Origin of the sequence: Alkalicoccus luteus (genome assembly GCF_012034335.1) — a bacterium.
Lineage (GTDB): Bacteria > Bacillota > Bacilli > Bacillales > Salisediminibacteriaceae > Alkalicoccus > Alkalicoccus luteus_A.
The window spans coordinates 95661-121724 of sequence record NZ_JAATHJ010000006.1; the positions used below are offsets into that span (position 1 = coordinate 95661).

The window sequence follows — 26064 nt, forward strand, 5'->3', positions numbered from 1 at the left end:
CCTTGTTATGATCACATTTTCAATGCCTGTGGGGGTATATGAGCAGATAAGTGGACACGCATCTGCAAATTCTTTAGGATGAAGACAGTTCATCAGTATGCCAGGGGAATTTATTACGTATAGGAGAGTGAAACAATGAGTGAAGAAACGATTTATGATGTAGTGATTATCGGTGCAGGACCTGCCGGTATGACGGCTGCCGTCTATACGTCCCGTGCAAATCTGTCCACTGTTATGCTGGAACGCGGTATGCCGGGCGGCCAGATGGCGAATACGGAAGAAGTGGAAAACTACCCGGGCTACGACCATATTCTCGGACCGGATCTGTCCAACAAAATGTTTGAGCACGCAACGAAGTTCGGCGCAGAATACAAGTACGGCGATGTACAGGAAATCAAGAACGGACGCGAGTACAAAACGATCGTTCTCGGAAACGGGGAGATTAAAACGCGTTCCATCATCATTTCTACTGGTGCGGAGTACAAAAAAATCGGCGTTCCGGGTGAAGAAGAGCTCGGCGGACGCGGTGTATCCTACTGCGCAGTATGTGACGGAGCTTTCTTTAAGGAGAAAGAGCTCTTTGTTATCGGCGGTGGAGACTCCGCTGTAGAAGAAGCGGTTTACCTGACCCGCTTTGCGAGCAAGGTCACTGTTGTACACCGCCGCGACGAGCTGCGCGCACAGAAAATTCTTCAGGACCGTGCCTTTAATAACGAAAAAATTGATTTCATCTGGAGCCACGTCTTAAAGGAAATTCATGAAGAAAACGGGAAAGTCGGCAGCGTGACGCTGATTGACAAAAAAGACGGGTCAGAAAAAGAATATAAAACAGACGGCGTGTTCGTTTACATCGGCATGCTGCCTCTGAATAAACCGTTTATCGATCTGGGCATCACGAATAAAGAGGGATATGTCGTCACAGACGGCGATATGCAGACGGACATTCCGGGGATTTTTGCAGCGGGAGACATCCGCGACAAAATGCTCCGTCAGATTGTAACAGCAACAGGGGACGGCAGTATTGCAGCACAATCAGCCCAGCACTACATTGAGAATTTAATGGAAGAGCTGCAGGCAGAAAAAGAGTCGGTGTAAATCGTAACGACTCTTTAATTGAGCTGTAATCAAGGTGCAACAATGATTCGTTATACTTGGGATTGTAATTGACCCCCTTTTATATTGTTTTTTGGCACGGACGACCGCAGTCCGTGCCCTTTTTTTGTTCAGACCGCTTTTTGTCCGCTGTGATTGCTTTTTTAATCCATCCGGATTTTGTAGTATACTGGAAACAGCTTAGGAAGTTTCGGAGGTGGGGACGTTGCAGCGGATTACGAATTGCATGATTGAGTATGAAGGACGGCTTCTCATGATTAAAAAGCCAAAGCGCGGCTGGTGGTACGTGCCGGGTGGGAAGATGGAGCATGAAGAACTGGCGCCGGAAGCAGCTGCCCGTGAAGTGTATGAAGAAACCGGGCTGACGATCAGACGTCCGGAGCTGCGCGGTATATTGACGCATCTTGTTACCGATGGCGAGAGCTATATGGAAAAACGAACTATGTTTTTGTTTTATGCGAAAGGGTTCAGCGGTACGCTGCGCAGCCGGTCACCGGAAGGGGAGCTCGACTGGATTCCGGTTTCGGGGCTGGATGATATCCCGATGGATGAAGCGGACCGCAAAGCAGTCAGCGCTGTACTGAATGAACCGGGCATACTTTACGGAACGCTGATTTACAATCACCACCGGGAACTCCAGGAGACAGTGTTCGAATTGAATGGGAGACGACTTTAGAGGCAGAAGGGAATGGAAGACGTGGCTAAACATAATGAACTGGAACTGGTCATCATCACCGGAATGTCCGGTGCAGGAAAAACGGTTGCCGTGCAGAGCTTTGAGGATATGGGGTACTTTTGTGTCGATAACCTGCCGCCGGCGCTGATTCCGAAATTTATCGATCTCGTCGACAGTTCGGCTGGAAAAATGCAGAAAGCGGCGCTCGTGATCGATCTGCGGGCCCGTGAATTTTTTGATCAGCTGTTTGAAACGATGAATCGGCTTGGAACCGAATCCAAGGTGACACCGAAAATTCTCTACCTGGACGCAGATGATGAAACACTTGTAAAGCGCTACAAAGAAACTCGCCGTTCCCATCCCTTATCTGAACAATCGTCCCCGCTCAACGGTATTCATGCAGAACGGGAGCTTCTGGATGAACTAAAAGGAGCGGCGCAGGTGATTCTCGATACGACCGGACTGAAGCCGCTGCAGCTGCGGGAGCGGATTTTACAGCAGTTTTCGTCTGAAGAGAAGGATACGTTTCAGGTTAACGTGCTGTCTTTTGGTTTCAAGCACGGCCTGCCGATCGATGCCGATCTCGTGTTCGACGTGCGCTTTCTGCCTAACCCGCATTACATTGATCACATGCGGCCGCTCACCGGGCTCGATAAAGAAGTGTCGGACTACGTGCTGAAATGGGATGAGACGAAAAAATTCGTCGAAAAACTGGATGATCTGCTGCAGTATATGCTGCCGCACTATAAGCGGGAAGGGAAAAGCCAGCTGGTGATTGCAATCGGCTGTACCGGAGGCAAGCACCGGTCCGTTACGCTGGCAGAGTATTTTCAAAAGAGGCTTACCGAACTCGATTACCAAACCTATGTGTCGCACCGTGATGTGGAAAAAGGACGTCGCGAGAAATGAAACGGGCTAACGTCTGCGTAATCGGAGGAGGCACCGGCCTGTCCGTCCTGCTGCGCGGCTTAAAAACATTTCCCGTCGATATTTCAGCCATTGTAACGGTAGCCGATGACGGCGGAAGCTCGGGAAGACTCCGTGAAGAGTTAAATATACCGCCGCCGGGAGATGTCCGGAACGTGCTCGTTGCGCTTTCCGAGGTGGAGCCGCTCGTTGAGGAGCTCTTTCAGCACCGCTTTACGAACGGTGCCGGGTTGACCGGCCATTCACTCGGAAATCTGCTCCTTGCAGGTATGAGCAGCATTACCGGCGATTTTGCCCAGGGAGTTCAGGAAATCAGCCGCGTGCTCAATGTGAAAGGAAAAGTCATCCCGGCATCGAATGAACACTTAACGCTCATCGCAGAGTACATGGACGGCACCGTCTGCCGCGGAGAATCAAATATTCCGACTGTCGGCAAGCCGATCAAAAAGGTGTACCTGGAGCCGGAATGGCCCCGTCCCATGGCCGAAGCGGTCTATGCGATCGAGCAGGCAGATTTAATTGTGCTGGGACCGGGAAGCCTGTATACGAGTATTATTCCGAATCTGCTCGTGCCCGGCATGAAAGAAGCACTCATCCGATCCGATGTGCCAAAGGTGTACATCTGTAACGTGATGACCCAGCCAGGCGAAACAGACGGATATTCCGTTGCAGATCACGTTGAAGCGATACATGCTCATGTTGGCACAAACGTTGTAGATGCGGTATTATTAAATACACAGGAAATTCCCGAGGCGTTTGCGGAAAAATATAATGAAGAAGGCGCATCGCACGTCGCTGTTGATGAAAACAGGCTGAAGGACATGGATGTTACCATCATTTCCGACAGGCTGCTGACAATATCGGGCAGCCTGCTGCGCCATGATGCAATGAAGGTCTCCCAGCGGCTTTTATCCCTGCTGTAGAGACTTCCCGAGGGGAGGGATGAAGCATGTCATTTGCATCGCAGACCAAAAAAGAATTAACGCAGCTCGAGTCTGAGGTATGCTGCTCCAAGGCGGAGCTGGCGGCGCTCGTACGTATGAATGGAGCTGTGTCGCTTCGGAATATGCAGATGTCACTCGATATTCAGACAGAAAATGCGGCAATCGCAAGACGGATTTACACGCTGCTCAAAAAAATCTTCGACGTTCACGTAGAGCTTCTCGTCCGCAGAAAGATGCGGCTTAAGAAAAACAACGTTTACGTCGTCCGTATTTCAAAAGATGCACGCCGGCTGCTCGAGTCGCTGAAAATCGTAGACGAAACGTTCAGCTTCACGAGAACGATCGACCGGGAGCTGATCTCGGAAACGTGTTGTAAACGATCTTATCTGCGCGGAGCTTTTCTCGCCGGCGGGTCGGTCAACCATCCGGATACAGCCTCCTATCATCTGGAGATTTTCTCCTTTTATGAAGAGCATACCCGATCGCTGATGGAGCTGATGCAGGAATTTTATCTGCCGGCTAAAATGATTGAGCGTAAAAAAGGCTTTGTTCTCTATTTGAAAGAAGGAGAGAAAATCAGTGACTTTCTGAACGTTATCGGTGCTCATCAGGCGCTGCTGCGGTTTGAGGATACACGGATTATGAAGGATATGCGTAATTCGGTAAACCGGCTCGTCAATTGTGAAACAGCGAATTTGAACAAAACGGTGGGAGCTGCCATGCGCCAGGTGGAAAACATCCGGTTTATCCGTGATGAAATCGGCCTCGAAGCTCTTCCGGATAAATTGAGAGAAGTGGCCGAACTCCGGATTGAACACCAGGATATTTCTCTGAAGGAACTTGGGGAAATGCTGAGAGGCGGTTCTGTCAGCAAGTCCGGCATTAATCACCGGCTCCGAAAGATCGAAGAATTTGCCAACAAGCTTCGCGCGGGGGAAAAAGTTTAGTCCCCCGCCTCTTTCTTACCTCGCGATGAAAGCGTTTTTAACAACCCGGATACGAATCGAAGGAGGAATCAGCCAATGATTGAAAAAAATGTGACAGTAAAACGAAAAACCGGCCTGCAGGCCAGACCGGCTGCGCTGTTCGTGCAGGAAGCAAATAAATTTCATGCCGATATTTTTATTGAAAAAGACGGAAAAAACGTCAACGCTAAAAGTATCATGGGGATTATGAGCATTGCGGTAGGGGCGAACAAGGATATTACCATTAAAGCCGACGGCCCGGACGAAGAAGAGGCGCTCAGTGCGCTAAGTTCATTTGTCGAAAAAGAAGAGTAGATCAGAAAGCCGTCCAGCCGGGCGGTTTTTTTGGTTTGAAAAGGTGTTGCTGCCCGGCAAGCCGAGGAGTGGTCTGCATATAGGGCAGGCGGGACAAAGGAAGAGAGCTGGTCTTTTATAAAAGGCTCTGTTGCTATTCATTGTTGGTAGAAGGACACGTCACTTCAAATCGGCAGGCTTGCCTCGGATGAGCTCCTCGGCTTCCTCGCTGTACTGCGGGATCTTCCCGGCTCACAGACGTCTGTCGGCTTCTGCTTCGTTCTTGCTTTGGGGAAGAAAAGACATCGATTATTTCTTTCTTTCATTTTCCGGTCCGGAAAATGGTAGACAAGGCGATGTTTCAAAACGCCTGCGAAAAAAGACAGCGTGATGATCATCGCGAACGAAAGGAAGGGCTAGCTGCAGGATTTATCCGCAGCAAGCGAAGAAAGATGAGCCACAGGTATACGTTTTTCATTTCAACACCAGGCTTTAACAGAGAGACTCCTGCCATGACAACCTGCACCATGAAAGAGGAACATCACGAACGCAGTGGAACGAAGGCGAGGACACCCATAGGATGAGCACAGTGCGAGAATCCATGTTGGCGACACGCTCTTTCGCCAATAGTAGTCGGGAACAAGTCCTTGGGTAAGCCTTCGCCAAGAGTGGAACAGCTTATTGTACGTTGGTTGAACGAGCTATTTCCAGGGTAGCTTTATAAAAAAAGCTGCCCCCTGTTAAGGAGGCAGCGTCAACGTTATACTTTTTGTGATTTATCCATCACTTCATCGATCAATCCGTATTCTTTTGCTTCTACGGCGCTCATGAAGTTGTCGCGGTCCGTATCGCGGCTGATCGTTGCGATATCCTGGCCGGTGCGCTCCGCAAGAATTTCATTCAGCTTCTCGCGCATACGCACGATTCGCTTCGCGTGAATTTCAATGTCGGACGCCTGTCCCTGTGTGCCGCCGAGCGGCTGGTGAATCATGACCTCGCTGTTCGGCAGCGCGTAACGCTTGCCTTTGGCACCTGCCGCAAGGAGAAATGCTCCCATGGATGCGGCCATGCCGATGCAGATTGTCTGCACGTTTGGCTTAATAAACTGCATCGTATCGTAAATCGCCATTCCGGCCGTAATCGATCCGCCCGGGCTGTTAATGTAAAGAGAGATGTCTTTATCCGGATCATCTGCCGTCAGGAACAGCAGCTGACTCACGATGGAGTTCGCAACGTTGTCATCGATCCCGGAGCCGAGCATGATAATGCGGTCCTTGAGAAGGCGGGAGTAAATATCGTAGGCGCGTTCCCCGCGGTTCGTTTGTTCAATAACTGTAGGTACTAGATTCATTACAATTCCTCCTTTAGAAATAAAGATACTACGGGACGCTTGTTCTTCCGTATGTACCCATCTTACCTTTAAGGTCAATTAAGGTCAAACAATTTGAGCCGTCCATCCAATTCAGTATATCATTACTTTCCATTACCGTTCATGGGGAAACTCAAACACGACTGTGATAAAATAGACGGCAGAGTAAAGCGAAGGAGGAATGCACGGTGAATATGGATTTCAGGATGATCCAGCAGCAGTCGATGAAGCTAGTTATGACGAACGAACTGCGACAGGCGATTACGATGCTGCAGTATTCCGTGCAGGACCTTCATGATTATTTACAGGAACAGCAGCTGGAAAATCCGCTCATCGAACTTGAACTGAGCGGCTCGGAAAAAGAATTTAACCGCACGGGCAGCTATCAGGGAAACGATGTGTCCGCTCTCGATTTTGTGGCGGCCGGGGAAGAGGGTCTGCAGGACTACCTGCTCAGTCAGCTGCGTGAACAACAGCTTACCCCGAAGGAATATGCGGTGGCATCCTATTTAGCGTTGTCAGTTGACGAGAACGGCTACCTCACCGGGAGCGCTGCGGAATTTGCCGAGGAACTGAATGAACCGGAAGAGCTGGCAGCAAGCTGCCTCCGTATTCTGCAGTCGCTTGAGCCGGCAGGTGTCGGAGCAGGTTCTCTCCGTGAATGCCTGCTGCTTCAGCTCGAACGGATGCCGGTGCGCGACAGGCTCGCAGAAGCGGTCGTCGACAGGCATCTGGACCGGCTGGCATCAAGGCAGTTTAAGCAGATTGCCAAGGAGGAAGAAGTGACAGCAGCTGACGTCCAGTCGGCCGCGGATTTCATCGTTACGCTGAACCCGAAGCCGGGAGCTGCTTTTCATCAGGAACCCGCCGAGTATATCGCCCCTGACGCAACAGTTGTGAAGAAGGACGGAGAGTGGCTCGTGCAGCTGAACAATGATGCACTTCCGGTGATGAGAGTAAACAAAAGCTATGAACAGCTGTACCGGCAGGATGAGCAGGAGGTTCATTCCTATCTGAAGCAGAAGCAGGAGCAGTTTCTCTGGATTCAGCGGAGCATCGCCCAGCGGCAGGATACGATTCTGCGCGTAACAAAGGCCGTCATCGAACATCAGCGTGCGTTCCTGGAGCAAGGCCCGGAGCATCTGAAGCCGCTGACGCTCAAAATGATCGCCGAAAAGCTCGACATTCATGAGTCGACCGTTTCACGTGCGGCAACGAAAAAGTATGTGCAGACTCCGAGAGGGCTGTATGAGCTGAAGTATTTCTTTAAATCCGGTGTTGTGACGGAAAGCGGTGCGGATCAGTCGGCGGACCGTGCGAAGATTTATCTGAAAAAAATGATTGATGGAGAAAATAAACGAAAGCCGCTGTCGGATCAGAAGCTGTCGGAGCTGCTCGCTGACGAGCATGGAATTGAACTGAAGCGTCGTACGGTGGCGAAGTACCGCGAAGAGATGCACGTTCCATCTTCTTCAAAACGGAAACGTTATGAGTCGTAGCGGACAGATTGGAGGATTGAAATGAACCTGTACTTTTATACGAAAGAAAATTGTCCGCTTTGTGAGGAAGCGGAGGAAAAGCTTGAGATGGCGGTTCAGGGAACGAATATCCGCTGGGAAAAGCGTGATATTTATGAGAAGGATGAATGGCTGGAAGTTTATCAGCTGCGCATACCGGTTATAGAGACTGCAGAAGGTACTGTGCTTCAGGAGGGGATTGTCAGCTACGGCGAACTGCTGTCGATACTGAAAACTTCCTAGTTGCGCATACGTAAGGATACTGCTACAATTAAGGCGTAAGCGGGAGTATTCTTACGCCTTTTCGAAAGGTGATTTTTTTACACCTTGGTGGGACATAATTTGTCTACTAGGGACTACATATGTCCCGCATGTCTGGGTAAAAGGAGAATCCGCATGAATATGCTGCTTGATCTGCAGAAGAAACTGCTTCCTGATCTGGTCGAAGTCATGGGGCTCCGTTACCGGGTGCTCCGCTATATCCGGCTCATGCAGCCGATCGGCCGGCGCACGCTGGCTGCAAGTCTGGAAATGTCGGAACGTGTGCTGCGTGCCGAGGTTACCTTTTTAAAGGATCAGGGGCTCGTCGAGTTTCATACGACAGGAATGCTGCTGACAGAAGAAGGACAGATGCTGCTTGGCCAGCTGGAAGCTGTTATGAAAGAAGTGTTTGATACGAGAACGATTGAAGAGGAGCTGCAAAAGCGTCTCGATGTCGAAGAAGTACACGTCGTTCCCGGTGACAGCGATGAATTCAGCTGGGTGAAAAAAGAGCTTGGCCGCTCAGCGGTAAGCGTGATGAAGCGAAAGCTGCTGCCTGATAACAACGTGATTGCTGTTACAGGCGGAACATCGATCGCTGCCGTTGCTGAAATGCTCGTGCCCGATGCGGACTTAAAGGAAGCTCTTTTCGTTCCGGCCAGAGGCGGACTCGGTGAACAGGTGGAGAATCAGGCGAATACAATCTGCTCCACGATGGCCAGAAAGGCAATGGGCTCCTACCGGCTGCTGCACGTTCCGGACCAGCTGAGTCAGGAGGCGTTTGATTCCCTGATCAGCGAACCAAACGTTCAGTCGGTGCTGAAGCTGATTCACGCAGCCACGATGGTGGTGCACGGAATCGGCGATGCCAGAACAATGGCGGAACGCCGTGATACAGCGCCGGATGTTCTGAAGAAGCTTGAAGACGGAAATGCAGTAGCAGAAGCGTTCGGATATTATTTTGACGCAGACGGCGGAATCGTTCACAAAGTAACGACGATCGGCCTGCAGCTGGAAGAACTGACGACGATCCCTGCAATCATTGCAGTGGCCGGCGGTTCCTCTAAAGCAGATGCGATCGAAGCCTGTATGAAGCGGGCGCCTGGACAGGTGCTCGTCACCGATGAAGGAGCAGCAAGGCGGATATTAAACCGCGGCTGATCACCGGAGGAGATGACTACGGGATTTCAAGGGGAAGCCTTGAACTATATTTTACCTACTTTAAGGAGGAATTTTATCATGGCAACGAAGATTGGTATTAACGGGTTTGGACGTATCGGGCGAGTTGTATTCCGTCAGGCGCTTGAGAGCCCTGAAGTGGAAGTAGTAGCTGTAAACGACCTGACAGACGCTGACATGCTGGCACACCTGCTGCAGTACGATTCCGTACACGGAAAGCTTGATGTTGAAGTTTCTGCAAAAGGCGATAACCTCGTCGTTGACGGCAAGGAAATTATCGTTACCTCTGAAAAGGATCCGGCTCAGCTGAAGTGGGGCGAGCTTGGTGTAGAAGTAGTAGTAGAATCTACTGGTATCTTCACATCACGCGACGCTGCTGCTAAGCACATTGAAGCTGGCGCAAAGAAAGTTGTTATCTCTGCACCTGCTTCAGGTGAAGATGCAACATTCGTTGTCGGTGTAAACGAAGATAAGTATGATCCTGAAAAGCACCACGTCATCTCCAACGCGTCCTGCACAACAAACTGCCTGGCGCCATTCGCAAAAGTACTGAATGACAAGTTCGGTCTGAAGCGCGGTATGATGACAACGGTTCACTCGTACACGAATGACCAGAACATTCTGGATCTGCCGCACAAAGACTACCGTCGTGCACGTGCAGCAGCAGAGAGCATCATTCCAACATCTACTGGAGCTGCAAAAGCAGTAGCGCTCGTTCTGCCTGAACTGAAAGGCAAGCTTAACGGCGGTGCAATGCGTGTACCGACACCAAACGTATCTCTCGTTGACCTCGTTGCAGAGCTCGACAAGAACGTAACAGCAGACGACGTAAACAACGCGTTTAAAGAAGCTGCTGAAGGTGAACTGAAAGGCATCCTCGGCTACAGCGAAGAGCCGCTCGTATCCAAGGACTACAACGGCAACACGTATGCGTCTACAATCGACGGCCTCTCTACAATGGTTATGGAAGACAACATGGTTAAAGTAATCTCCTGGTATGATAACGAGACAGGCTACTCTCAGCAGGTAATCAACCTCGTCGAGTACGTCGTATCCAAAGGACTTTAATCTGCTTATGCAGTAAACACCATCCTGAAACACCCTTTAGGAGGCGGGCCCGTGTCCTGCCTCCTTTTTTCATGGCGTAAACGAAGCTTACTGCGGCACCGCTCGCGGTATGTTGTATGTCTCGCCTGACTGCAAAAGGGAATATAAGAAAAGCTTTCTGAAAAGCAGGACTTTTCTCGGAGGCAGCGAAATGTAAGCTGACACGCTTTTTTCGCGCTGCCTGTCACATAAGACTGAAGGAGGTTATATGCGATGAACAAGCAATCTGTGCGTGACATCGATGTTAAAGGAAAACGTGTATTCTGCCGGGTGGACTTTAACGTTCCGATGAAGGACGGGGAAGTAACCGATGATACGCGAATCCGGGCGGCTCTGCCAACGATCAAGATGCTGGCTGACCAGGGAGCGAAAGTGATTCTGGCAAGCCACCTCGGACGTCCGAAAGGAGAGGCGGTTGAGGAGCTGCGGCTTGACCCGGTAGCGAAACGTTTGAGTGACCTTCTGGAGCGGGAAGTAGTCAAAACGGATGCCGTTTACGGTGAGGAGCCGAAGCAGGCGGTGGAACATATTGACGAAGGCGGCATCGTGCTGCTTGAAAACGTGCGTTTTGAAGCTGGAGAAGAGAAAAACGACGGCGGTCTCGCAAAGCAGTTCGCGGAGCTTGCTGATATCTACGTCAATGACGCGTTCGGTGCAGCCCACCGCGCCCATGCTTCCACCGCAGGAATTGCCGAGCATCTGCCTGCTGTTGCAGGACTTCTCATGGAGAAGGAGCTTGACGTTCTCGGAAAAGCACTTGAATCGCCGGAACGGCCGTTTACAGCCATCATCGGCGGAGCAAAAGTGAAAGACAAAATCGGTGTTATCGACAATCTGCTTGATAAAGTAGATAACCTCATTATTGGCGGAGGACTTGCGTATACGTTCGTAAAGGCGCAAGGCAAAGAAATTGGTAAATCCCTGCTGGAAGAAGATAAAATTGATCTGGCAAAGCAGTTTATGCAAAAAGCGGAAGAAAAGGGCGTCAAGTTCTACATGCCGCAGGATGTCATGGTAGCGGATGACTTTGGTGAAGATGCGAACAAAAAAGTCGTTTCCATCGACGATATTCCGGCAGACTGGGAAGCACTCGACATCGGCCCGGAAACGATTAAAGCGTACGCTGATGTCATTAAGAACTCCAAGCTTGTCATTTGGAACGGGCCGATGGGTGTATTTGAGCTTGATTCGTTCGCAAAAGGCACGATCGGCGTTGCAGAAGCACTTGCGGACGCTGAGGACACGTATACAGTCATCGGAGGAGGAGACTCTGCCGCTGCAGTCGAGAAATTCGGCTACGCAGAAAAAATGGATCATATGTCCACAGGCGGCGGCGCTTCTCTCGAGTTCATTGAAGGAAAAGAACTGCCTGGTGTTGCAGCACTGAACGACAAATAAGCTTAATTCAGGAGGAATGTCTCAATGCGTAAACCGATTATTGCAGGAAACTGGAAGATGAACAAAACAAAATCAGAAGCTGTTTCATTCGTACAGGAAGTAAAGAACAGCATTCCATCGGCATCCAAGGTCGAGGCGATCGTCTGCTCACCGGACCTGTTTCTGGACGCACTCGTACAGGAAGCACAAGGCACTGACCTGAAAATTGCCGCTCAGAACATGCACTTTGAAGACAACGGTGCGTTCACTGGAGAAACAAGTCCTGCAGCTCTTAAGGATCTGGGCGTAGAGTACGTGGTCATTGGGCATTCGGAGCGCCGCGACATGTTCGGCGAAACGGATGAGTCTGTGAATAAGAAGGTAAAAGCTGCTCTCAGCCACGGTCTGACGCCGATTATCTGTGTCGGAGAAACGCTTGAGGAGCGCGAAGCCAACAAGACGAACGACGTTGTGACGACGCAGGTGAAGGGCGCACTGGAAGGTCTCTCTGAATCAGACGTTCAGAAAACAGTCGTTGCCTACGAACCAGTATGGGCGATCGGAACAGGCAAAACGGCTTCATCTGAAGATGCCAACGAAACGTGCGGCGTGATACGTGAAGTATTGTCCAATACGTTTTCTGCTGATACAGCAGACGCTGTGCAGATTCAGTACGGCGGCAGTGTAAAGCCTGCAAATATCGAAGACCTTCTCGGCCAGCAGGATATCGACGGCGCGCTCGTCGGTGGAGCAAGCCTGGAAGCAGATTCTTTCTTGAAACTTGTGGAGGCTGGAAATGAGTAAAGCACCAAAAGCATTGATTATTCTGGACGGCTTTGCCCTCCGGGACGAAACGAAAGGGAATGCGGTCGCCCAGGCGAATACGCCGAACTTTGACCGCTACTGGAACAGCTATCCGCATGCAACACTGCAGGCAAGCGGTTTAGCAGTCGGACTTCCGGAAGGGCAGATGGGCAACTCGGAAGTCGGCCACCTGAACATCGGTGCCGGACGCGTCGTTTACCAGAGTCTGACGCGCGTGAACCTGTCCATTGAAGACGGTTCCTTCTTTGACAATGAAGAGTTCCAGGAAGCGATGGATCACGTGAAGAAAAACGGAACTGCTCTGCATTTGTACGGCCTCGTGTCTGACGGCGGTATTCACAGCCATATTAAGCACCTGTATGCACTGCTTGAGATGGCCCACCGTGAAAAGGTAGAGAAAGTGTACGTTCATGCATTCCTGGACGGCCGTGACGTCGGCCCAACGACGGCGCTTAAGTACCTGCAGGAGCTGGAAGAAAAAATGAAAGAGCTCGGCACCGGGCAGCTGGCCACCATTCAGGGGCGCTACTATGCTATGGACCGGGATAAGCGCTGGGACCGTGTGGAAAAAAGCTACCGGGCCATGGTGTATGGTGAAGGTGAAACGTTTTCGAGCACACAGGAAGCGATTGAAGCCTCTTATGAAAAAGAGGTACACGATGAGTTTTTCCTTCCTTCTGTTATTACAGAAGACGGCGAAACGCCGGTCGGCACGATTCAGGACAACGACGCGATCATTTTCTTCAACTTCCGTCCGGACCGTGCGATTCAGCTGTCAGAAGTGTTTACGAAAAACGACTTCGACGACTTTGATCTCGGTGAACGCTTTCCGAAAAACGTTCATTACGTCTGCCTGACGCAGTTCAGCGAGTCCATTCAGGGCAAGGTAGCGTTCAAGCCGACGAGCATGAAAAACGTGCTCGGGGAAACGGTCTCTGACGCCGGCTTAAAGCAGCTTCGCATCGCGGAAACGGAAAAGTATCCGCACGTGACGTTCTTTTTCAGCGGCGGCCGTGAAAAGGAATACCCCGGCGAAGAGCGAGTGCTGATCGATTCGCCAAAAGTAGCTACGTATGATCTGCAGCCTGAGATGAGTGCGTACGAAGTAACCGACGCGCTGCTCGAAGAAATCCGCAGCGATAAGCACGATATGATCATCCTCAATTTTGCCAACCCGGACATGGTCGGTCATTCCGGCAAGCTTGAACCGACCATCAAGGCAGTGGAAGCCGTTGATGAGTGTCTCGGCAAAATTGTAGATCTGATCGAAGAAAAAGGCGGAAAAACGATTATCACCGCCGATCACGGCAACGCGGACGTTCTGGAAATGGAAGACGGGTCTCCGATGACCGCTCACACAACGAACCCAGTGCCGGTGATCGTGACGGATAAAAACGTGACGCTTCGCGAAGACGGCATTCTTGGCGATTTGGCACCGACGATGGTCGAACTGCTTGAGATTAATCAGCCTGAAGAAATGACAGGCAAGAGCCTGATTAAAAAGTAAGCTGTGTCAGAACGGCAGGCGGACCGCTCTGCTTCACCTTGTCCTGATCAGGGCGGACGCCGGCAGCAAATCTTTCATCAACATCTAATAAAAGGAGAGAATACAACGATGACTATTATTACAGATGTATATGCACGACAAGTTCTCGATTCCCGCGGGAACCCGACAGTAGAAGTAGAAGTACACACAGAAAGCGGTGCATTTGGCCGTGCAATCGTTCCAAGCGGCGCGTCCACTGGTGAATACGAAGCAGTAGAGCTCCGTGACGGCGGCGACACGTGGATGGGCAAAGGCGTTACGAAGGCAGTCGATAACGTCAACGATGAGATCGCTCCGGAACTCGTCGGCTTTGACGTTCTCGATCAGCTCGGCATCGACCAGTTGATGATCGATCTCGACGGCACGCCAAATAAAGAAAAACTTGGCGCAAACGCGATTCTTGGTGTATCCATGGCAGCTGCACACGCAGCAGCTGACGCACTCGGCGTACCGCTTTACGTGTACCTCGGTGGATTCAATGCGAAGACGCTGCCGACGCCAATGATGAACATTCTGAACGGCGGCGAGCACGCTGACAATAACGTCGACATTCAGGAATTCATGATTATGCCGGTCGGCGCTGGCACGTTCTCCGAAGCGCTGCAGATGGGTGCGGAAATCTTCCACAACCTGAAGAAGGTACTGAGCTCCAAAGGCTACAACACAGCTGTAGGGGACGAAGGCGGATTCGCTCCTGACCTCGGCTCCAACGAAGAAGCACTGTCTACGATCATTGAAGCGATCGAAAAAGCAGGCTACAAGCCGGGTGAAGAAATTCAGCTTGCAATGGATGTCGCTGCTTCTGAAATCTACGAAGACGGCAAGTATAACCTGAAAGGTGAAGGCGTTGTAAAAACGTCTGAAGAAATGGTAGAGTTCTACGCAGAGCTTTGCGACAAGTATCCGATCATTTCCATCGAAGACGGACTGGATGAGAACGACTGGGACGGCTTCAAGAAGCTGACTGAGCGTCTCGGCGATAAAGTTCAGCTTGTAGGGGACGACCTGTTCGTAACGAACACGGAAAAGCTCTCCCGCGGTATTGAAGAAGGCATCGGCAACTCCATTCTGATCAAAGTAAACCAGATTGGTACGCTTTCTGAAACGTTCGAAGCGATCGAAATGGCGAAGCGCGCCGGCTACACGAACGTTATCTCTCACCGTTCCGGTGAAACAGAAGATGCAACGATCGCGGACATCGCAGTTGCGACAAACGCTGGTCAGATCAAAACGGGTGCTCCTTCTCGTACAGACCGCGTGGCGAAGTACAACCAGCTTCTCCGCATTGAGGACGAGCTGCAGTACGTCGGCAAATACGCTGGTAAAACAGCATTCTACAATCTAAACAAATAAGTATGATATGAAACGCCGCTCCAGAGTGACCTGGGGCGGCGTTTTTTCTGTCGGATGCCGAGGTAGAGGTGGACGGACGCCATCTGCAGAAGCTGGATTTGACCGGGTGAAATGAAAGTGTTCAACTTTTGGCTTGAAACGTTCTGGCCCCCTAATTCTGGACGCTTTCGGCCTCGTACTTTGTCATTCTCCCTTTTTCCAAAAAGCGTTCATCTTTTTTTGTACATATTGATGTGCCATCCTCTTGTAAAACAGCAAAAATTGTTTCGTTCTCGACGCTTCACGTTTGATCCTCAGACCGAATGTTATCGTTGTTTATGATAGAGAAAAACGTGTTAAATTAGTGCCGGGAATATTTATCAAGGAGGCTCGTCACCACATCAATGCGGAGGTCACTTCATCCGCACGATGCGCTTCTCAAGAACGAAAGATGACAGCTAGTTACACAGAAAGAGGAATTTCCATCTCAGACAGCGAATGGTACTGGAAAGACTGTCTCAGGTTCCGCACCTGAAAGAAACGGAGGATCTTCATGACTTATCGTATCGGTATTGTAGGCCCGGGCATGATTGCCACAACCGCTCATATTCCGGCGCTGTTAAAGGACGGAAGAGCGGAAATCGCCGCTGTCACATCACGAACGCATGAAACAGCTCAGAAAGCGGCCGAGCGCTTTCATATTCCCGGAGTATATACGTCAGAAGCAGAGATGTATGCAAATGAACAGCTCGACCTCGTCTTGATCTGCGTTCCAAACGCGTACCATGCAGCGTCCGTAAGGAGAGCGTTTGAAGCAGGAGTTCACGTGTTTTGTGAGAAGCCGCCGGCTATGAATGCTGCCGAGGCGTCGCTGATGGAAAAAGCCGCGTCAGACGCGGATCGTCATCTGATGTACGGGTTTCACCACCGATTTCAGCTGGAAACAATCGTCTTGAAAAAGGCTGTCGACAGCGGCGAGCTTGGCGATATTTATCATATGAACGTACAGGCGGTCAGGCGGCGCGGTATTCCCGGCTGGGGCTCATTTACGGATAAGGAAAAGCAGGGCGGCGGCCCGCTGATTGACGTTGGGGTTCACATGCTCGACCTTGCCGCGTACATCAGCGGCTTTCCAAAGCCAGTGGAAGTGATGGGCGTGACGCACCAGCGGCTCGGGAGGAAACCGGGTGTCGGACTGCTTGGAGACTGGGATCCACATACGTTCAGTGTCGAAGATTTCGCCTCGGGCATGATCCGGTTTGAAAACGGCAGTTCGCTCGTGCTGGAAACATCCTACGCGGCGAATACGGCTGAACAGGAGCGGCTGAACGTTTCCTTTTTTGGGGATGAAGGAGGAGCGGATACGTCGCCATTCCGGATGTATGGGGAAAAATACGGTGCGTTGCTCGATACGACACCGGTATTTCTTGATAAAATGGAAGACCGGGATGCTTACGACCGGCAGCTCACGCACGTTCTGGACGTACTCGATAAAAAAGCTGCTCCTGCCCCGCCGAATCAGGGCACCTATGTCCAGCAGCTCGTGGACGCCTTATATGAGTCAGCAGCCACGGGAAAGGCAGTTTCATTCCGGTGAACGGTTTGCGGCAGTTTGCGTAAGCTCTTGCGTGAATCGGCAGTTCGTGTTATATTTTCAAAAGGTATTCATGTACGTTTAACAAGGGGTGTATTCCGTGGAACAACTTCTGTCAGTGGCGTTAGTCATTACATCGATTCTGCTCATCGCAGTCGTTTTGCTTCAGTCAGGCCGCAGCGCCGGTTTGTCAGGAGCTATTTCAGGCGGTGCCGAGCAGATGGTCGGCAAGCAGAAAGCAAGAGGATTGGAAGCAGTGCTCAGCCGTGCAACGGTTGTGCTTGGTATTCTTTTCTTCGTGTTTGCTCTCTGGCTCGGTTATTTTATGTAAACGCAAGGACAGAGGCTGTTCCGGAATTGAACCGGACGGCCTCTTTTTTTGTGGGGCCCGGGTTAACAGAGCCTTTTTTCGGGAATAACTGCTCATAACAGCAGGAAACGACGAACCCGGGAAGGTGACGCATTATGATAGGCTGTCTGATTATCCATGGATTTACCGGAACACCTCAGGAAGTTGAGGACATACAACAGTATATGAGGCAGAATAACTGGCTCGTATACACCCCGGAACTCCCCGGCCACGACGGAACGAAAAACGGTCTGAAAGAAGCGGACCATCGCGAGTGGATCTACAAAGCAAAGGTAGCACTGGAAGAACTGATAAACAGGTGTGACAAAGTATATGTCATTGGTTTTTCCATGGGCGGTGTGATTGCAGGCTACCTTGCAGCCCATTATCCGATTGATAAGCTCGTACTCGTCTCATCAGCCGTCTTTTACTTGAACCCGCGCCAAATCGCGGAAGATGTAAAAGGCTGGGTGATGGAAGGCATTAAGGGAGAACTTGACGGAAACGACATATACCATTTTTACCGTGATAAAATAAAGCGGACCCCGGCAACAGCCACTCTGGAATTTGCACGTCTTGTTAAAAAGCTGCGCCATGCGCTGGCTGATATTACGGTGCCGACGCTCATCGTCCAGGGAGAGAAGGACGGGCTCGTACCGGCAAGAAGTGCTGACTATATTTATGAAAATATCCGTTCAGAAGATAAGGAAATATTCTTTTTTGAAGATGCTAAGCATTATATCTGGTTTGGCGATCAAAAAGAGGCATTTTTAAATAAGCTCGGACATTTCCTGAACAGTCCTGAGCTTGCAGGAACGGAAGACAGAAGGAGTATAAAGACTGATGATGAAGATCGCTCAACCGAAACCATTCATGTTTAAAGGCGGACCGAGGGCGGTGCTGCTGCTGCACGGCTTTACCGGAAATTCAGCAGACACCCGCATGCTCGGACGCTACCTGAACAAGCGCGGCTACACGTGCTATGCACCGCATATGACCGGCCACGGTGTCCCACCAGAAGAGCTGGTACAATCCGGACCTGAAGACTGGTGGGAAGATGTGCAGGCGGCCTATCAGAAGCTGAAAGATGACGGCTACGAAGAAATCGCAGCAGGCGGGTTGTCTCTCGGAGGCGTTTATTCATTAAAGCTCGGCTATACGGTGCCGTTAAAAGGTCTTTTTACAATGTGCTCACCGGTGGAAATTCAAAGTGAAGAAAAAATGTTCAAAGGCGTGGAAGAATACGCCCGCAAGTATAAGCAGAATGAGCAGAAGCCGGAAGAGGAAATTGAAGCAGAAATGAAGGCGTTTGACGGGACACAGACAGAGACGATTCAAAAGCTGAGAGGCTTAAATCAGGAAGTAAAAGAAAACCTCGATCAGATTTACACGCCAACATTTGTTGCTCAGGGCAAGAAAGACAGAATGATTGACATTAACAGTGCCAGCATCATCTACGAAACGGTGGAGACAGACCATAAAGAACTGAAGTGGTATGAAGAATCAGGCCACGTTATTACACTCGATAAAGAACGAGACCAGCTGCATGAAGACATCTACGCGTTCCTTGAATCGCTGGACTGGACAGAATAATAACTCATGAGTGGTCTCGCATCATGAAAGGAGACCAATAATGCAGGATATAACAAAAGACCTCATTTTGGACGAAATTAAGCAGGCGGATAAGCCGCTTGGAATGAAAGAATTAGAAGAAATACTTCAGCTTGAAGAAGCTGACCGGTTTAAAGAAGCGGTGAAACTGCTGAATGAGCTGGAAGAAGAAGGACACCTCGTGCGCACGAGAACAAACCGTTACGGACTGCCGGAGCGGATGAATTTGCAGCGGGGCAGTGTCATCATGCATCCGAAAGGCTTTGCGTTTATAAAGACGGAAGGCGAAGGCGATGACATTTACGTCGCTCCGCGTGAAATGAACGGGGCGATGAACAGCGACGAAGTGCTCGTCCGCGTTCAGTCGGAATCTGGAGGAGACCGCCAGGAAGGCACGATCGTGCGTATTTTACGCCGCGGGACAACTCAGACTGTCGGCACGTATCAGGAACAGAAAGGCTTTGGATTTGTAGTGCCGGATGACAAACGGATTCCTGCCGATATTTTTATTCCGCAGAACCAGGCGCTCGGAGCCGTAGACGGTCATAAAGTTGTCGTCGAGATCACCCGTTACGCCGAAGGGCGGGCGAGTGCGGAAGGGCACGTGACGAGAATCATCGGTCATAAAAACGACCCGGGCGTCGATATTATGTCGATTATTCACAAGCACGGGCTGCCGGGAGATTTTCCGGAAGAGGCGATTCGTCATGCGGAAAACGTGCCGGATGAAATAGATCCGGAAGATCTGGAAGGCAGACGCGATCTGCGTGAGGAAATGATTGTAACGATTGATGGCGCAGATGCGAAGGACCTTGACGATGCCGTTCAGGTGAAGCGCCTAGACAACGGCAACTACATGCTGGGCGTTCATATTGCGGACGTTTCGCACTACGTGACCGAAAATTCGCCGATCGATAAAGAAGCGTATGACCGTGCCACGAGCGTCTATCTCGTTGACCGCGTCATTCCAATGATCCCGCACCGTCTTTCCAACGGCATCTGCTCACTGAACCCGCAGGTGGACCGGCTGACGCTCTCCTGTAATATGGAGATCAATCCTTCAGGAGAAGTGGTGCACCACGAGATTTTCGAAAGCGTGATTCGTACGAATGAACGCATGACCTATACGGACGTGCGCAAAATTCTCGAAGACGAAGATGAAGAAGTGATGAAGCGCTACGAAGAGCTTGTGCCGTTCTTTAAAGACATGGAAGAGCTCGCTGCTGTTCTCCGCAAAAAGCGGTTTCAGCGCGGGGCCATTGATTTCGATTTTAAAGAAGCGCAGGTACACGTGAACGAGGAAGGCCGACCGACGGATGTATCGATCCGCGAGCGCAGCGTGGCGGAGAAGCTGATTGAAGAATTCATGCTCGCTGCAAACGAAACGATCGCGGAGCACTTTCACTGGCTGAAGCTGCCGTTCGTGTACCGGATTCACGAAGATCCGGATGAAACAAAGCTCGCGCAGTTTCTGGAAACCGTAGCCGGGTTTGGCTATGTCATTAAAGGAACGGCCAACGGCGTGCATCCTCAGGCGCTGCAGAAGCTGCTGAGAAGTATTAAGGGTGAAGCGGAAGAGCCGGTGATCAGCACGATGCTGCTCCGTTCTCTGAAGCAGGCGAAGTATGATCCTCAAAACGCCGGTCACTTCGGTCTTGCGGCAGATTTCTATACGCACTTTACGTCACCGATCCGCCGCTATCCGGATTTAATCGTGCACCGGTTGATCCGTACGTACCTGATCGAAGGCAAGACAGACGATCAGACCGTCGACCACTGGCAGGAGAAGCTTCCGGAATTAACGAAGCACTCTTCTGAAATGGAACGTCGTGCAGAAGATGCCGAGCGCGAAACAGATGACCTGAAAAAAGTGCAGTATATGGAGGATAAAATCGGGGAAGAGTTTACCGGTGTGATCAGCGGTGTTACGAACTTCGGGCTGTTTGTCCGCCTGCCGAATACGATCGAAGGACTGGTTCACGTCAGCTACATGACCGACGACTATTATCATTTTGATGAAAAGCGTCTGGCGATGATCGGCGAACGAAGCAAAGCTACGTTCCAAATCGGCGATGAGCTTGAAGTCCGGCTGGCGAACGTCAACGTCGATGAACGAATTATTGACTTTGAAATCATCGGCATGAAAAAGCGCCGTCCAAAACGGAAAGATACGGCTGAAGTGATCGATTCGTCAAAAAAGCGGGGCAGAAAGCCGAAGCAGGAAGGCAGCTCATCGCAGGATGATAAAAAAGGCGGCAAAAAGAAACGCGGCAAGAAAAAGCCGTTTTATGAAAACCTGCCGAAAAATCAGCGCCGTAAAGCTAAAAAGAAATCATAATAACCGCCATGCCGGAGCAGCTTTGCTCCGGCACAGCGGCAGTTTTGGAAGCAACGAGGAAAGGATGCACTGCCAATGTCCGATTTCAACAAACCAATTGCACAAAATAAAAAAGCCAATCACGACTATGCGATCGAAGAAACGTATGAAGCCGGCATGGTGCTTACCGGAACCGAGATTAAATCGATCCGCAACCGCCGGGTCAACATGAAGGATTCCTTCGCACGAATTTCCAATGGAGAAGCCTGGCTGCACAATATGCATATCAGCGAGTATGAGCAGGGCAACCGGCATAACCATGAACCGGAGCGTCCGCGCAAGCTCCTTTTGCACCGCAAGCAGATCAATCAGCTGATCGGGCTGACAAAGCAGAAGGGGTATACGCTGGTGCCGCTGAAAGTTTATATTAAAAACGGAGTCGCTAAAGTGCTGATTGGACTCGGTAAAGGGAAGAAGAAGTTCGATAAGCGCGAAGACTTAAAGCGTAAAGACGCGAAGCGTGAAATACAGCGCGCCTTCAAAGATGAGCAGCTCGGCCGCTGAACTTGACTATACAGCTGCTTGTGTTACAATGGAAGATACCGTTAAGGTCCACACTCCTTAACGTTCTCTCAAGCATGGGGACGTTCTGGATTCGACAGGGATAGGTCGGATTTACGTGGCGAGTCGAGCTGAGTGTCCTCGTAAAAACGCTCACCTTGCCTATAGTTGGCAACAAAGAAGAAAACTTCGCACTAGCAGCGGCGTAAAAACCCTGCTTGCGGTTCCGCCCTTCATCGCCCATGTGAAGGATCCGGGACTCACTCTAAGTGGGCTACGGTCGTGTTCCTCCACCTGAGGAAGACGGCAGGAGATTAATCAGGTTAGCCCTGCGGAAGCCTGTTGATTGGCTGAAGCAGCGGCGAAATTCTAATAAATCAACTACACTCGTAGAAGCGTAAGTTGCGTTATCCCTGGACGCGGGTTCGATTCCCGCCGTCTCCACCAATACTTAAAAACCGTTGATATGACAGGGTTTTAAATCCGGTGGTAACTTCACTGGTAACTTTAATAAATATATTGGTGGGAGCCGCTCATTTTATGGGCGGTTTTTTTATTTAACTCTGGTAATTTATTTCGCTTTCATTCATTTTGTGAGCTTCTTTTAAAAGTTTCTTAATTCTAACTTTTGTCACTCTGGCAGTTTGAATATGACCAGAGGGGCATTCATATACAGGAGCATCTAATATTTTCATTCTCTTTCCTTTGTAATAAGTGGTATAATCATTTATTTTTAACTCTAACTTCATTCCGCAAGAACAAGGATAATAGTCTGGATAATCTAATTTGTTAATTTTAATCACTACCTCACCTCCTTAAAATTAATCACTGCTGCACTCTTAAAGTCATCCTCCATTTTCGCCACTGCCTCCTGCTCTGTGGACGGGTAGAGATGCGAGTACGTGTTCAGCGTCTCTGCTATATCTGCGTGGCCCAGACGAGCCGCTATCACAGATATGATGGTGCTCCTGTTAATGAGATACGAAGCGTGTGAATGCCGGAAGTCATGCAGGCGGATCCGATGCAGACCAGCTTCTTCCGTCCACTTGTGAAATTTACGGTCCAGTGTGGTCGTTGATACGTGATCATAAAAATCACCGAATACCACATGATCTGATTCTGCATAGGGCTGCTGTGCTTTCAACTGTGTGAGTAACCGTATCACCTGCTTTGGCACCATGATCCGCCTGATCGCGGCTTCGGTTTTCGGAGTCGTCACATCACGGTTATACACAGTCTTATCCACATTGATGATATGATTATCCGCATCTATATCCCGCCATGTGAGTGCGAGCATTTCTCCTTTTCTCATTCCTGAGTAATAGAGCAGCATGAAAAACGCCTGATATAACGGCTCATCCACAACATCATAAAACCGCCTGAACTCTTCCAACGTCCAGTAGTCAATGCGCTTGTCTGCTTTTCCTTCCACGTTCCCGGCCACTTTACATGGATTGTATGTGGTGTACTCCTGCTTAACGGCAAAGTTAAAGACCTGGGAGAAGACAACGTGAATTTTCTGTACGTGATTGATGGAATGCTTCCCGATCAGTTCATCCTGCAGCTGCGTAATGTGCCGCGGCCGGATCATGCTGATCCGCTTGTGCCCGAAACGGTGCCTTAGATGCGTCTCGATCACGCCCTGTACTTTCTTATAACTGGAGATTTTCCGCCGTAGATGGTACCAGGTCAGGAACTCATCGCAGAGATTCCCAAACAGGATGCCGTCATCTGCTGATCCGGTCTGATTCTCAATTTTGCGGATCTCATCCATTTCAGCAAGCGTCGCTTCCCGTTTCGTTTTAAACCCGCGGCGCTTCACCTGTTTTCGTTTGCCATCTTTCGTGACAGACGCCTGAAAATAATAGGTGCCGTTATCGGCTTTGTAGACTGCCATGTGATCACCTTCCTATATAGATAAATGACTATAATGCCAGAAATATGAAATAATTACGATATTTTTGTAGAACAAGTGTTCTTATTTATGCTATGATGAGAACAGACAAACGAACAAAGGGTGATTCTTTGGATGTCCAGCAGCTGCTCTACGTCATTAAATTAGTAAAAGAAAAGGACGCACTAAAAGTAGAAAGTACGCCCGACTCCTCATTTCTCATCATTCCTGGACTCGAAAATACTGAGCGTAAGTTCGAGATTCCCGAGGAACTCGTTCCGCTTTTCCGGCGGCAGAGCTAACGTTTTTGTAATTAACTTTTGGAGAAATTCAGCTTCTTCTTTATTCAGTTTTTCTCCTGCTAAAATCAATGCTTTTTGAATGACTTCATCAGGCTGCACCGTCTTTTCTGGAAAAAGGTCATCTACGCTGATATCAAAAACACCGGCTAACATGAACAGGGTGTCTTGATCAGGTACAATTCGACCGACTTCATAGGATGAAATGGTGGTGTGGCCGACCCCCACACGATCTCCAAGCTCTTTCTGCGTCATTTTCCTTTCTTTTCGGTGCTTCTTTATTCGAGATCCTATGTAAGCCGATAATTCTTCTTTTGAAATTCGTTTATTTTCCATTATCAATTCCTCCTTTTATGAAGTTTCTTGAAAACTATAATTTAATTATACCACAATCAGTGGAGTTTTGCGGTCTTTTTGTGAAAAAGTTTTCGTAAAAGTGAAGTTTTGTGTTGACACTCTATTATTAGTGGATTATGATATGGGTACAAACACAGCAAGGAGGTGTGACTATTATGGATAACCGACAGTGGAAACTGATCCGGCTCCGAAAAGAACGTGGCGTTACGCAGCAGCAGATTGCAAAAATACTTGGTATTGATGTACGTATTTATATTCCACGTGAACATGGAGAAACGCCTTTCAAGGCTGATGAGATGTTTGAACTTTCTCGGTTCTTCGATCTTCCGATTGAAGATATTTTTTCTCCACGTAACTCCACTAAAAATGGAGAAAAAGAGAAAGGGGAGACGGTATGAAACGGCCAGTAGATGTGTATATTCACAGGCGCCAGAATCAGATGAAGCAAAATGAAGTCGCTAAAGTGTTGGGCGTTACGCCTCTCACATATTGCCGGAAAGAAAACGGGCATCGTGACTTCACTATCCGTGAAGCTAAGATTCTGGCGCAACTGTTCAAAACTGATTTGAATACATTGTTCCCGATAGAGGATAAGGAGGAATCACATTGACCATCACAGAAACGCATCCAGCTCGCTACTACATCAACCTGAATTTACTGCGTGTCAGGCTCGACAGCATTAAAGCCTGTCCAAATCCAGAGCTCCGAGAGAAACGGCTTGCCTGTTTCAAGCAGGATCTCGGAGAGTGCTACGACTGGAACAAGCTCGATCCCAACGAACATCAGCACCTGGTCGCTATGGTGCGGGAAGTGGAGGCTGTAGGATGAAAAAGATCACGGTGACGCGAGAGCAGCAAGATAGAGTGACTAAATGGAAAAATTCAACTCCTGGAACTCTAACGGATATTCCTCGAATGCGTATTTATGGTGCAGTTTATGAAATAAATAAATGTCTTGAAGATATGACAGATGACCAGATAGCCGCCGCATGGCTAGGAGTTGCAGACATTGAACCAGAGCCGGTGGAACCGTGGGAGGCTTATAAGGCTGTATGGGAAGGCAAGAAAATAAAAAGCAAAAGCAACGTGACGGGTGAGGCGTTTTACGAGTTTAAAAACATGCACAGCATGATTTCTAATTTCATTCCTGAAAACATAGAAATTCATAACCGCAAATTCTACATCCTGGAGGACGAATAAATGAGACCCGGCACAATCGAACGACTCCAGCGGGAAACACGACCGGATCAGGAATGGAAGCAGCTTGTGCTCGAAGCGCTGCAGATCGGCATACCAGCGGAAGACATTAAGCAGTTCTTAGAAAGGAAGCGTTCGTCATGATCGGACTCGATAAGCGAGATATTGACATCATCACAGCATCCCTGAAAAGCGTCCGCGGCAGAACAAGCCAGTTTCACTCTGCACTAACAAACATGCTGATCGAGAAGGTCCAGACCGGCGTACTGAAAGTGGACATGATGGAGATCCAGATGATTACCACAGCGCTACACTGGCGGGTGCTTTATATGTCGGACCTTGAAGCACAAGAAGGCATGGTGGAAGTGAAGGAGCTGGCAGAAACGTTTTTGAAAGTGGAAGCCCAGGCAAGGAAGCAGATCACAGATGTGATTTATGGAGGGAGGTGAAACGG

30 protein-coding genes and 1 other RNA gene are annotated in these 26064 nt (G+C 49.7%); 27 read left to right on the forward strand and 4 right to left on the reverse strand.

Going from position 1 to position 26064, the window contains the following annotated elements; translation table 11 throughout:
- Positions 1-135: 135 nt before the first annotated feature.
- The 6 genes from trxB (at position 136) to HCN83_RS06040 (ending at position 4940) form a co-directional block, all read left to right on the forward strand.
- Entirely contained in the window at positions 136-1095 is a 960-nt protein-coding gene (gene trxB, locus HCN83_RS06015; protein WP_168005461.1) for a thioredoxin-disulfide reductase, read from the forward strand.
- A 223-nt stretch (positions 1096-1318) separates the two neighbouring features.
- Complete coding sequence (locus HCN83_RS06020; protein WP_168005463.1) at positions 1319-1789, forward strand: NUDIX domain-containing protein; 471 nt, start codon at positions 1319-1321, stop codon at positions 1787-1789.
- Between the two features lie 21 nt (positions 1790-1810).
- Entirely contained in the window at positions 1811-2698 is an 888-nt protein-coding gene (gene rapZ, locus HCN83_RS06025; protein ID WP_425483590.1) for an RNase adapter RapZ, read from the forward strand.
- Positions 2695-3639, forward strand: a complete 945-nt coding sequence (locus HCN83_RS06030) for a gluconeogenesis factor YvcK family protein (RefSeq protein ID WP_168005466.1) — start codon at positions 2695-2697, stop codon at positions 3637-3639. Before rapZ ends, HCN83_RS06030 begins: the two co-directional genes overlap by 4 nt.
- Before the next feature lie 26 nt (positions 3640-3665).
- Positions 3666-4607 carry a DNA-binding protein WhiA gene (gene whiA / locus HCN83_RS06035; RefSeq protein ID WP_168005467.1) on the forward strand — a complete coding sequence of 314 codons (942 nt, stop codon included), beginning with the start codon at positions 3666-3668 and terminating at the stop codon, positions 4605-4607.
- Between the two features lie 75 nt (positions 4608-4682).
- The gene (locus HCN83_RS06040; RefSeq protein WP_168005468.1) at positions 4683-4940 is read left to right on the forward strand and encodes an HPr family phosphocarrier protein; all 258 of its coding nucleotides are present in this window, start codon (positions 4683-4685) and stop codon (positions 4938-4940) included.
- A gap of 739 nt (positions 4941-5679) precedes the next feature.
- Here the strand turns inward: HCN83_RS06040 and clpP are convergent.
- Positions 5680-6270 carry an ATP-dependent Clp endopeptidase proteolytic subunit ClpP gene (gene clpP / locus HCN83_RS06045; RefSeq protein ID WP_168005469.1) on the reverse strand — a complete coding sequence of 197 codons (591 nt, stop codon included), beginning with the start codon at positions 6268-6270 and terminating at the stop codon, positions 5680-5682.
- Between the two features lie 212 nt (positions 6271-6482).
- Between clpP and rpoN the strand changes: the two genes are divergently transcribed.
- From rpoN to ssrA, 15 genes are all read left to right on the forward strand, one after another.
- Entirely contained in the window at positions 6483-7787 is a 1305-nt protein-coding gene (gene rpoN, locus HCN83_RS06050) for an RNA polymerase factor sigma-54 (protein WP_246238115.1), read from the forward strand.
- 21 nt (positions 7788-7808) lie between these two features.
- Positions 7809-8048: a glutaredoxin family protein gene (locus HCN83_RS06055; protein WP_168005471.1), complete on the forward strand. Its 240-nt coding sequence runs from the start codon at positions 7809-7811 to the stop codon at positions 8046-8048.
- A gap of 153 nt (positions 8049-8201) precedes the next feature.
- A complete protein-coding gene (locus HCN83_RS06060) occupies positions 8202-9227 on the forward strand; it encodes a sugar-binding transcriptional regulator (protein ID WP_168005472.1) in 1026 nt (341 codons plus the stop codon).
- A 78-nt stretch (positions 9228-9305) separates the two neighbouring features.
- Positions 9306-10313 (forward strand): type I glyceraldehyde-3-phosphate dehydrogenase, encoded by a 1008-nt coding sequence (gene gap, locus HCN83_RS06065; protein ID WP_168005473.1) that lies wholly within the window; start codon positions 9306-9308, stop codon positions 10311-10313.
- Positions 10314-10565: 252 nt separating this feature from the next.
- Positions 10566-11750 (forward strand): phosphoglycerate kinase, encoded by a 1185-nt coding sequence (locus HCN83_RS06070; RefSeq protein WP_168005474.1) that lies wholly within the window; start codon positions 10566-10568, stop codon positions 11748-11750.
- 24 nt (positions 11751-11774) lie between these two features.
- Positions 11775-12533 (forward strand): triose-phosphate isomerase, encoded by a 759-nt coding sequence (gene tpiA / locus HCN83_RS06075; protein ID WP_168005476.1) that lies wholly within the window; start codon positions 11775-11777, stop codon positions 12531-12533.
- Positions 12526-14061, forward strand: coding sequence for a 2,3-bisphosphoglycerate-independent phosphoglycerate mutase (gene gpmI / locus HCN83_RS06080; RefSeq protein ID WP_168005478.1), 1536 nt, complete (start codon positions 12526-12528; stop codon positions 14059-14061). The genes tpiA and gpmI overlap by 8 nt, the downstream gene beginning before the upstream one ends.
- Positions 14062-14169: 108 nt before the next feature.
- A complete protein-coding gene (gene eno / locus HCN83_RS06085; RefSeq protein ID WP_168005479.1) occupies positions 14170-15453 on the forward strand; it encodes a phosphopyruvate hydratase in 1284 nt (427 codons plus the stop codon).
- A gap of 532 nt (positions 15454-15985) precedes the next feature.
- Complete coding sequence (locus tag HCN83_RS06090; RefSeq protein ID WP_168005480.1) at positions 15986-17029, forward strand: Gfo/Idh/MocA family protein; 1044 nt, start codon at positions 15986-15988, stop codon at positions 17027-17029.
- Between the two features lie 97 nt (positions 17030-17126).
- Positions 17127-17357, forward strand: a complete 231-nt coding sequence (gene secG, locus HCN83_RS06095; RefSeq protein WP_168005481.1) for a preprotein translocase subunit SecG — start codon at positions 17127-17129, stop codon at positions 17355-17357.
- 134 nt (positions 17358-17491) lie between these two features.
- A complete protein-coding gene (locus tag HCN83_RS06100) occupies positions 17492-18256 on the forward strand; it encodes an alpha/beta hydrolase (RefSeq protein WP_168005482.1) in 765 nt (254 codons plus the stop codon).
- Positions 18222-18968, forward strand: a complete 747-nt coding sequence (locus HCN83_RS06105) for an alpha/beta hydrolase (protein WP_168005483.1) — start codon at positions 18222-18224, stop codon at positions 18966-18968. The genes HCN83_RS06100 and HCN83_RS06105 overlap by 35 nt, the downstream gene beginning before the upstream one ends.
- Before the next feature lie 40 nt (positions 18969-19008).
- On the forward strand, positions 19009-21324 hold the full coding sequence (rnr, locus tag HCN83_RS06110) for a ribonuclease R (protein WP_168005484.1): 2316 nt from the start codon (positions 19009-19011) through the stop codon (positions 21322-21324).
- Between the two features lie 75 nt (positions 21325-21399).
- Positions 21400-21867, forward strand: coding sequence for an SsrA-binding protein SmpB (smpB, locus tag HCN83_RS06115; RefSeq protein ID WP_168005485.1), 468 nt, complete (start codon positions 21400-21402; stop codon positions 21865-21867).
- A 76-nt stretch (positions 21868-21943) separates the two neighbouring features.
- Positions 21944-22311: a transfer-messenger RNA gene (gene ssrA, locus HCN83_RS06120) on the forward strand.
- Between the two features lie 110 nt (positions 22312-22421).
- Here ssrA and HCN83_RS06125 read toward each other — a convergent pair.
- The 3 genes from HCN83_RS06125 to HCN83_RS06135 all read right to left on the reverse strand — a co-directional run bounded on the left by HCN83_RS06125 (position 22422) and on the right by HCN83_RS06135 (position 24393).
- Complete coding sequence (locus HCN83_RS06125) at positions 22422-22667, reverse strand: hypothetical protein (RefSeq protein ID WP_168005487.1); 246 nt, start codon at positions 22665-22667, stop codon at positions 22422-22424.
- Complete coding sequence (locus tag HCN83_RS06130) at positions 22667-23761, reverse strand: site-specific integrase (RefSeq protein WP_168005489.1); 1095 nt, start codon at positions 23759-23761, stop codon at positions 22667-22669. Before HCN83_RS06130 ends, HCN83_RS06125 begins: the two co-directional genes overlap by 1 nt.
- Positions 23762-23970: 209 nt before the next feature.
- On the reverse strand, positions 23971-24393 hold the full coding sequence (locus tag HCN83_RS06135) for a helix-turn-helix domain-containing protein (protein ID WP_168005491.1): 423 nt from the start codon (positions 24391-24393) through the stop codon (positions 23971-23973).
- Positions 24394-24569: 176 nt separating this feature from the next.
- Between HCN83_RS06135 and HCN83_RS06140 the strand changes: the two genes are divergently transcribed.
- Genes HCN83_RS06140 through HCN83_RS06165 form a run of 6 tightly spaced genes read left to right on the forward strand, consistent with a single transcriptional unit; the run spans position 24570 to position 26059 of the window.
- A complete protein-coding gene (locus tag HCN83_RS06140; protein ID WP_168005493.1) occupies positions 24570-24812 on the forward strand; it encodes a helix-turn-helix transcriptional regulator in 243 nt (80 codons plus the stop codon).
- The gene (locus HCN83_RS06145; RefSeq protein ID WP_168005495.1) at positions 24809-25024 is read left to right on the forward strand and encodes a helix-turn-helix transcriptional regulator; all 216 of its coding nucleotides are present in this window, start codon (positions 24809-24811) and stop codon (positions 25022-25024) included. The genes HCN83_RS06140 and HCN83_RS06145 overlap by 4 nt, the downstream gene beginning before the upstream one ends.
- On the forward strand, positions 25021-25242 hold the full coding sequence (locus HCN83_RS06150) for a hypothetical protein (protein ID WP_168005497.1): 222 nt from the start codon (positions 25021-25023) through the stop codon (positions 25240-25242). The genes HCN83_RS06145 and HCN83_RS06150 overlap by 4 nt, the downstream gene beginning before the upstream one ends.
- Complete coding sequence (locus HCN83_RS06155; protein WP_168005499.1) at positions 25239-25613, forward strand: hypothetical protein; 375 nt, start codon at positions 25239-25241, stop codon at positions 25611-25613. The genes HCN83_RS06150 and HCN83_RS06155 overlap by 4 nt, the downstream gene beginning before the upstream one ends.
- Complete coding sequence (locus tag HCN83_RS06160; RefSeq protein ID WP_168005501.1) at positions 25614-25754, forward strand: anti-repressor SinI family protein; 141 nt, start codon at positions 25614-25616, stop codon at positions 25752-25754. It abuts the gene before it with no gap.
- Entirely contained in the window at positions 25751-26059 is a 309-nt protein-coding gene (locus HCN83_RS06165; protein ID WP_168005503.1) for a hypothetical protein, read from the forward strand. Before HCN83_RS06160 ends, HCN83_RS06165 begins: the two co-directional genes overlap by 4 nt.
- Positions 26060-26064: the final 5 nt, after the last annotated feature.

Coding starts and splice junctions, on each gene's coding strand:
- trxB (WP_168005461.1), top strand. CDS start 136: ATGAGTGAAGAAACGATTTATGATGTAGTGATTATCGGTGCAGGACCT.
- HCN83_RS06090 (WP_168005480.1), top strand. CDS start 15,986: ATGACTTATCGTATCGGTATTGTAGGCCCGGGCATGATTGCCACAACC.
- HCN83_RS06070 (WP_168005474.1), top strand. CDS start 10,566: ATGAACAAGCAATCTGTGCGTGACATCGATGTTAAAGGAAAACGTGTA.
- HCN83_RS06140 (WP_168005493.1), top strand. CDS start 24,570: ATGGATAACCGACAGTGGAAACTGATCCGGCTCCGAAAAGAACGTGGC.
- HCN83_RS06055 (WP_168005471.1), top strand. CDS start 7,809: ATGAACCTGTACTTTTATACGAAAGAAAATTGTCCGCTTTGTGAGGAA.
- HCN83_RS06135 (WP_168005491.1), bottom strand. CDS start 24,393: ATGGAAAATAAACGAATTTCAAAAGAAGAATTATCGGCTTACATAGGA.
- eno (WP_168005479.1), top strand. CDS start 14,170: ATGACTATTATTACAGATGTATATGCACGACAAGTTCTCGATTCCCGC.
- HCN83_RS06130 (WP_168005489.1), bottom strand. CDS start 23,761: ATGGCAGTCTACAAAGCCGATAACGGCACCTATTATTTTCAGGCGTCT.
- HCN83_RS06100 (WP_168005482.1), top strand. CDS start 17,492: ATGATAGGCTGTCTGATTATCCATGGATTTACCGGAACACCTCAGGAA.
- HCN83_RS06060 (WP_168005472.1), top strand. CDS start 8,202: ATGAATATGCTGCTTGATCTGCAGAAGAAACTGCTTCCTGATCTGGTC.
- smpB (WP_168005485.1), top strand. CDS start 21,400: ATGTCCGATTTCAACAAACCAATTGCACAAAATAAAAAAGCCAATCAC.
- HCN83_RS06165 (WP_168005503.1), top strand. CDS start 25,751: ATGATCGGACTCGATAAGCGAGATATTGACATCATCACAGCATCCCTG.
- clpP (WP_168005469.1), bottom strand. CDS start 6,270: ATGAATCTAGTACCTACAGTTATTGAACAAACGAACCGCGGGGAACGC.
- HCN83_RS06155 (WP_168005499.1), top strand. CDS start 25,239: ATGAAAAAGATCACGGTGACGCGAGAGCAGCAAGATAGAGTGACTAAA.
- HCN83_RS06145 (WP_168005495.1), top strand. CDS start 24,809: ATGAAACGGCCAGTAGATGTGTATATTCACAGGCGCCAGAATCAGATG.
- rnr (WP_168005484.1), top strand. CDS start 19,009: ATGCAGGATATAACAAAAGACCTCATTTTGGACGAAATTAAGCAGGCG.
- HCN83_RS06030 (WP_168005466.1), top strand. CDS start 2,695: ATGAAACGGGCTAACGTCTGCGTAATCGGAGGAGGCACCGGCCTGTCC.
- whiA (WP_168005467.1), top strand. CDS start 3,666: ATGTCATTTGCATCGCAGACCAAAAAAGAATTAACGCAGCTCGAGTCT.
- rpoN (WP_246238115.1), top strand. CDS start 6,483: ATGGATTTCAGGATGATCCAGCAGCAGTCGATGAAGCTAGTTATGACG.
- gpmI (WP_168005478.1), top strand. CDS start 12,526: ATGAGTAAAGCACCAAAAGCATTGATTATTCTGGACGGCTTTGCCCTC.
- gap (WP_168005473.1), top strand. CDS start 9,306: ATGGCAACGAAGATTGGTATTAACGGGTTTGGACGTATCGGGCGAGTT.
- HCN83_RS06160 (WP_168005501.1), top strand. CDS start 25,614: ATGAGACCCGGCACAATCGAACGACTCCAGCGGGAAACACGACCGGAT.
- tpiA (WP_168005476.1), top strand. CDS start 11,775: ATGCGTAAACCGATTATTGCAGGAAACTGGAAGATGAACAAAACAAAA.
- HCN83_RS06105 (WP_168005483.1), top strand. CDS start 18,222: ATGAAGATCGCTCAACCGAAACCATTCATGTTTAAAGGCGGACCGAGG.
- HCN83_RS06040 (WP_168005468.1), top strand. CDS start 4,683: ATGATTGAAAAAAATGTGACAGTAAAACGAAAAACCGGCCTGCAGGCC.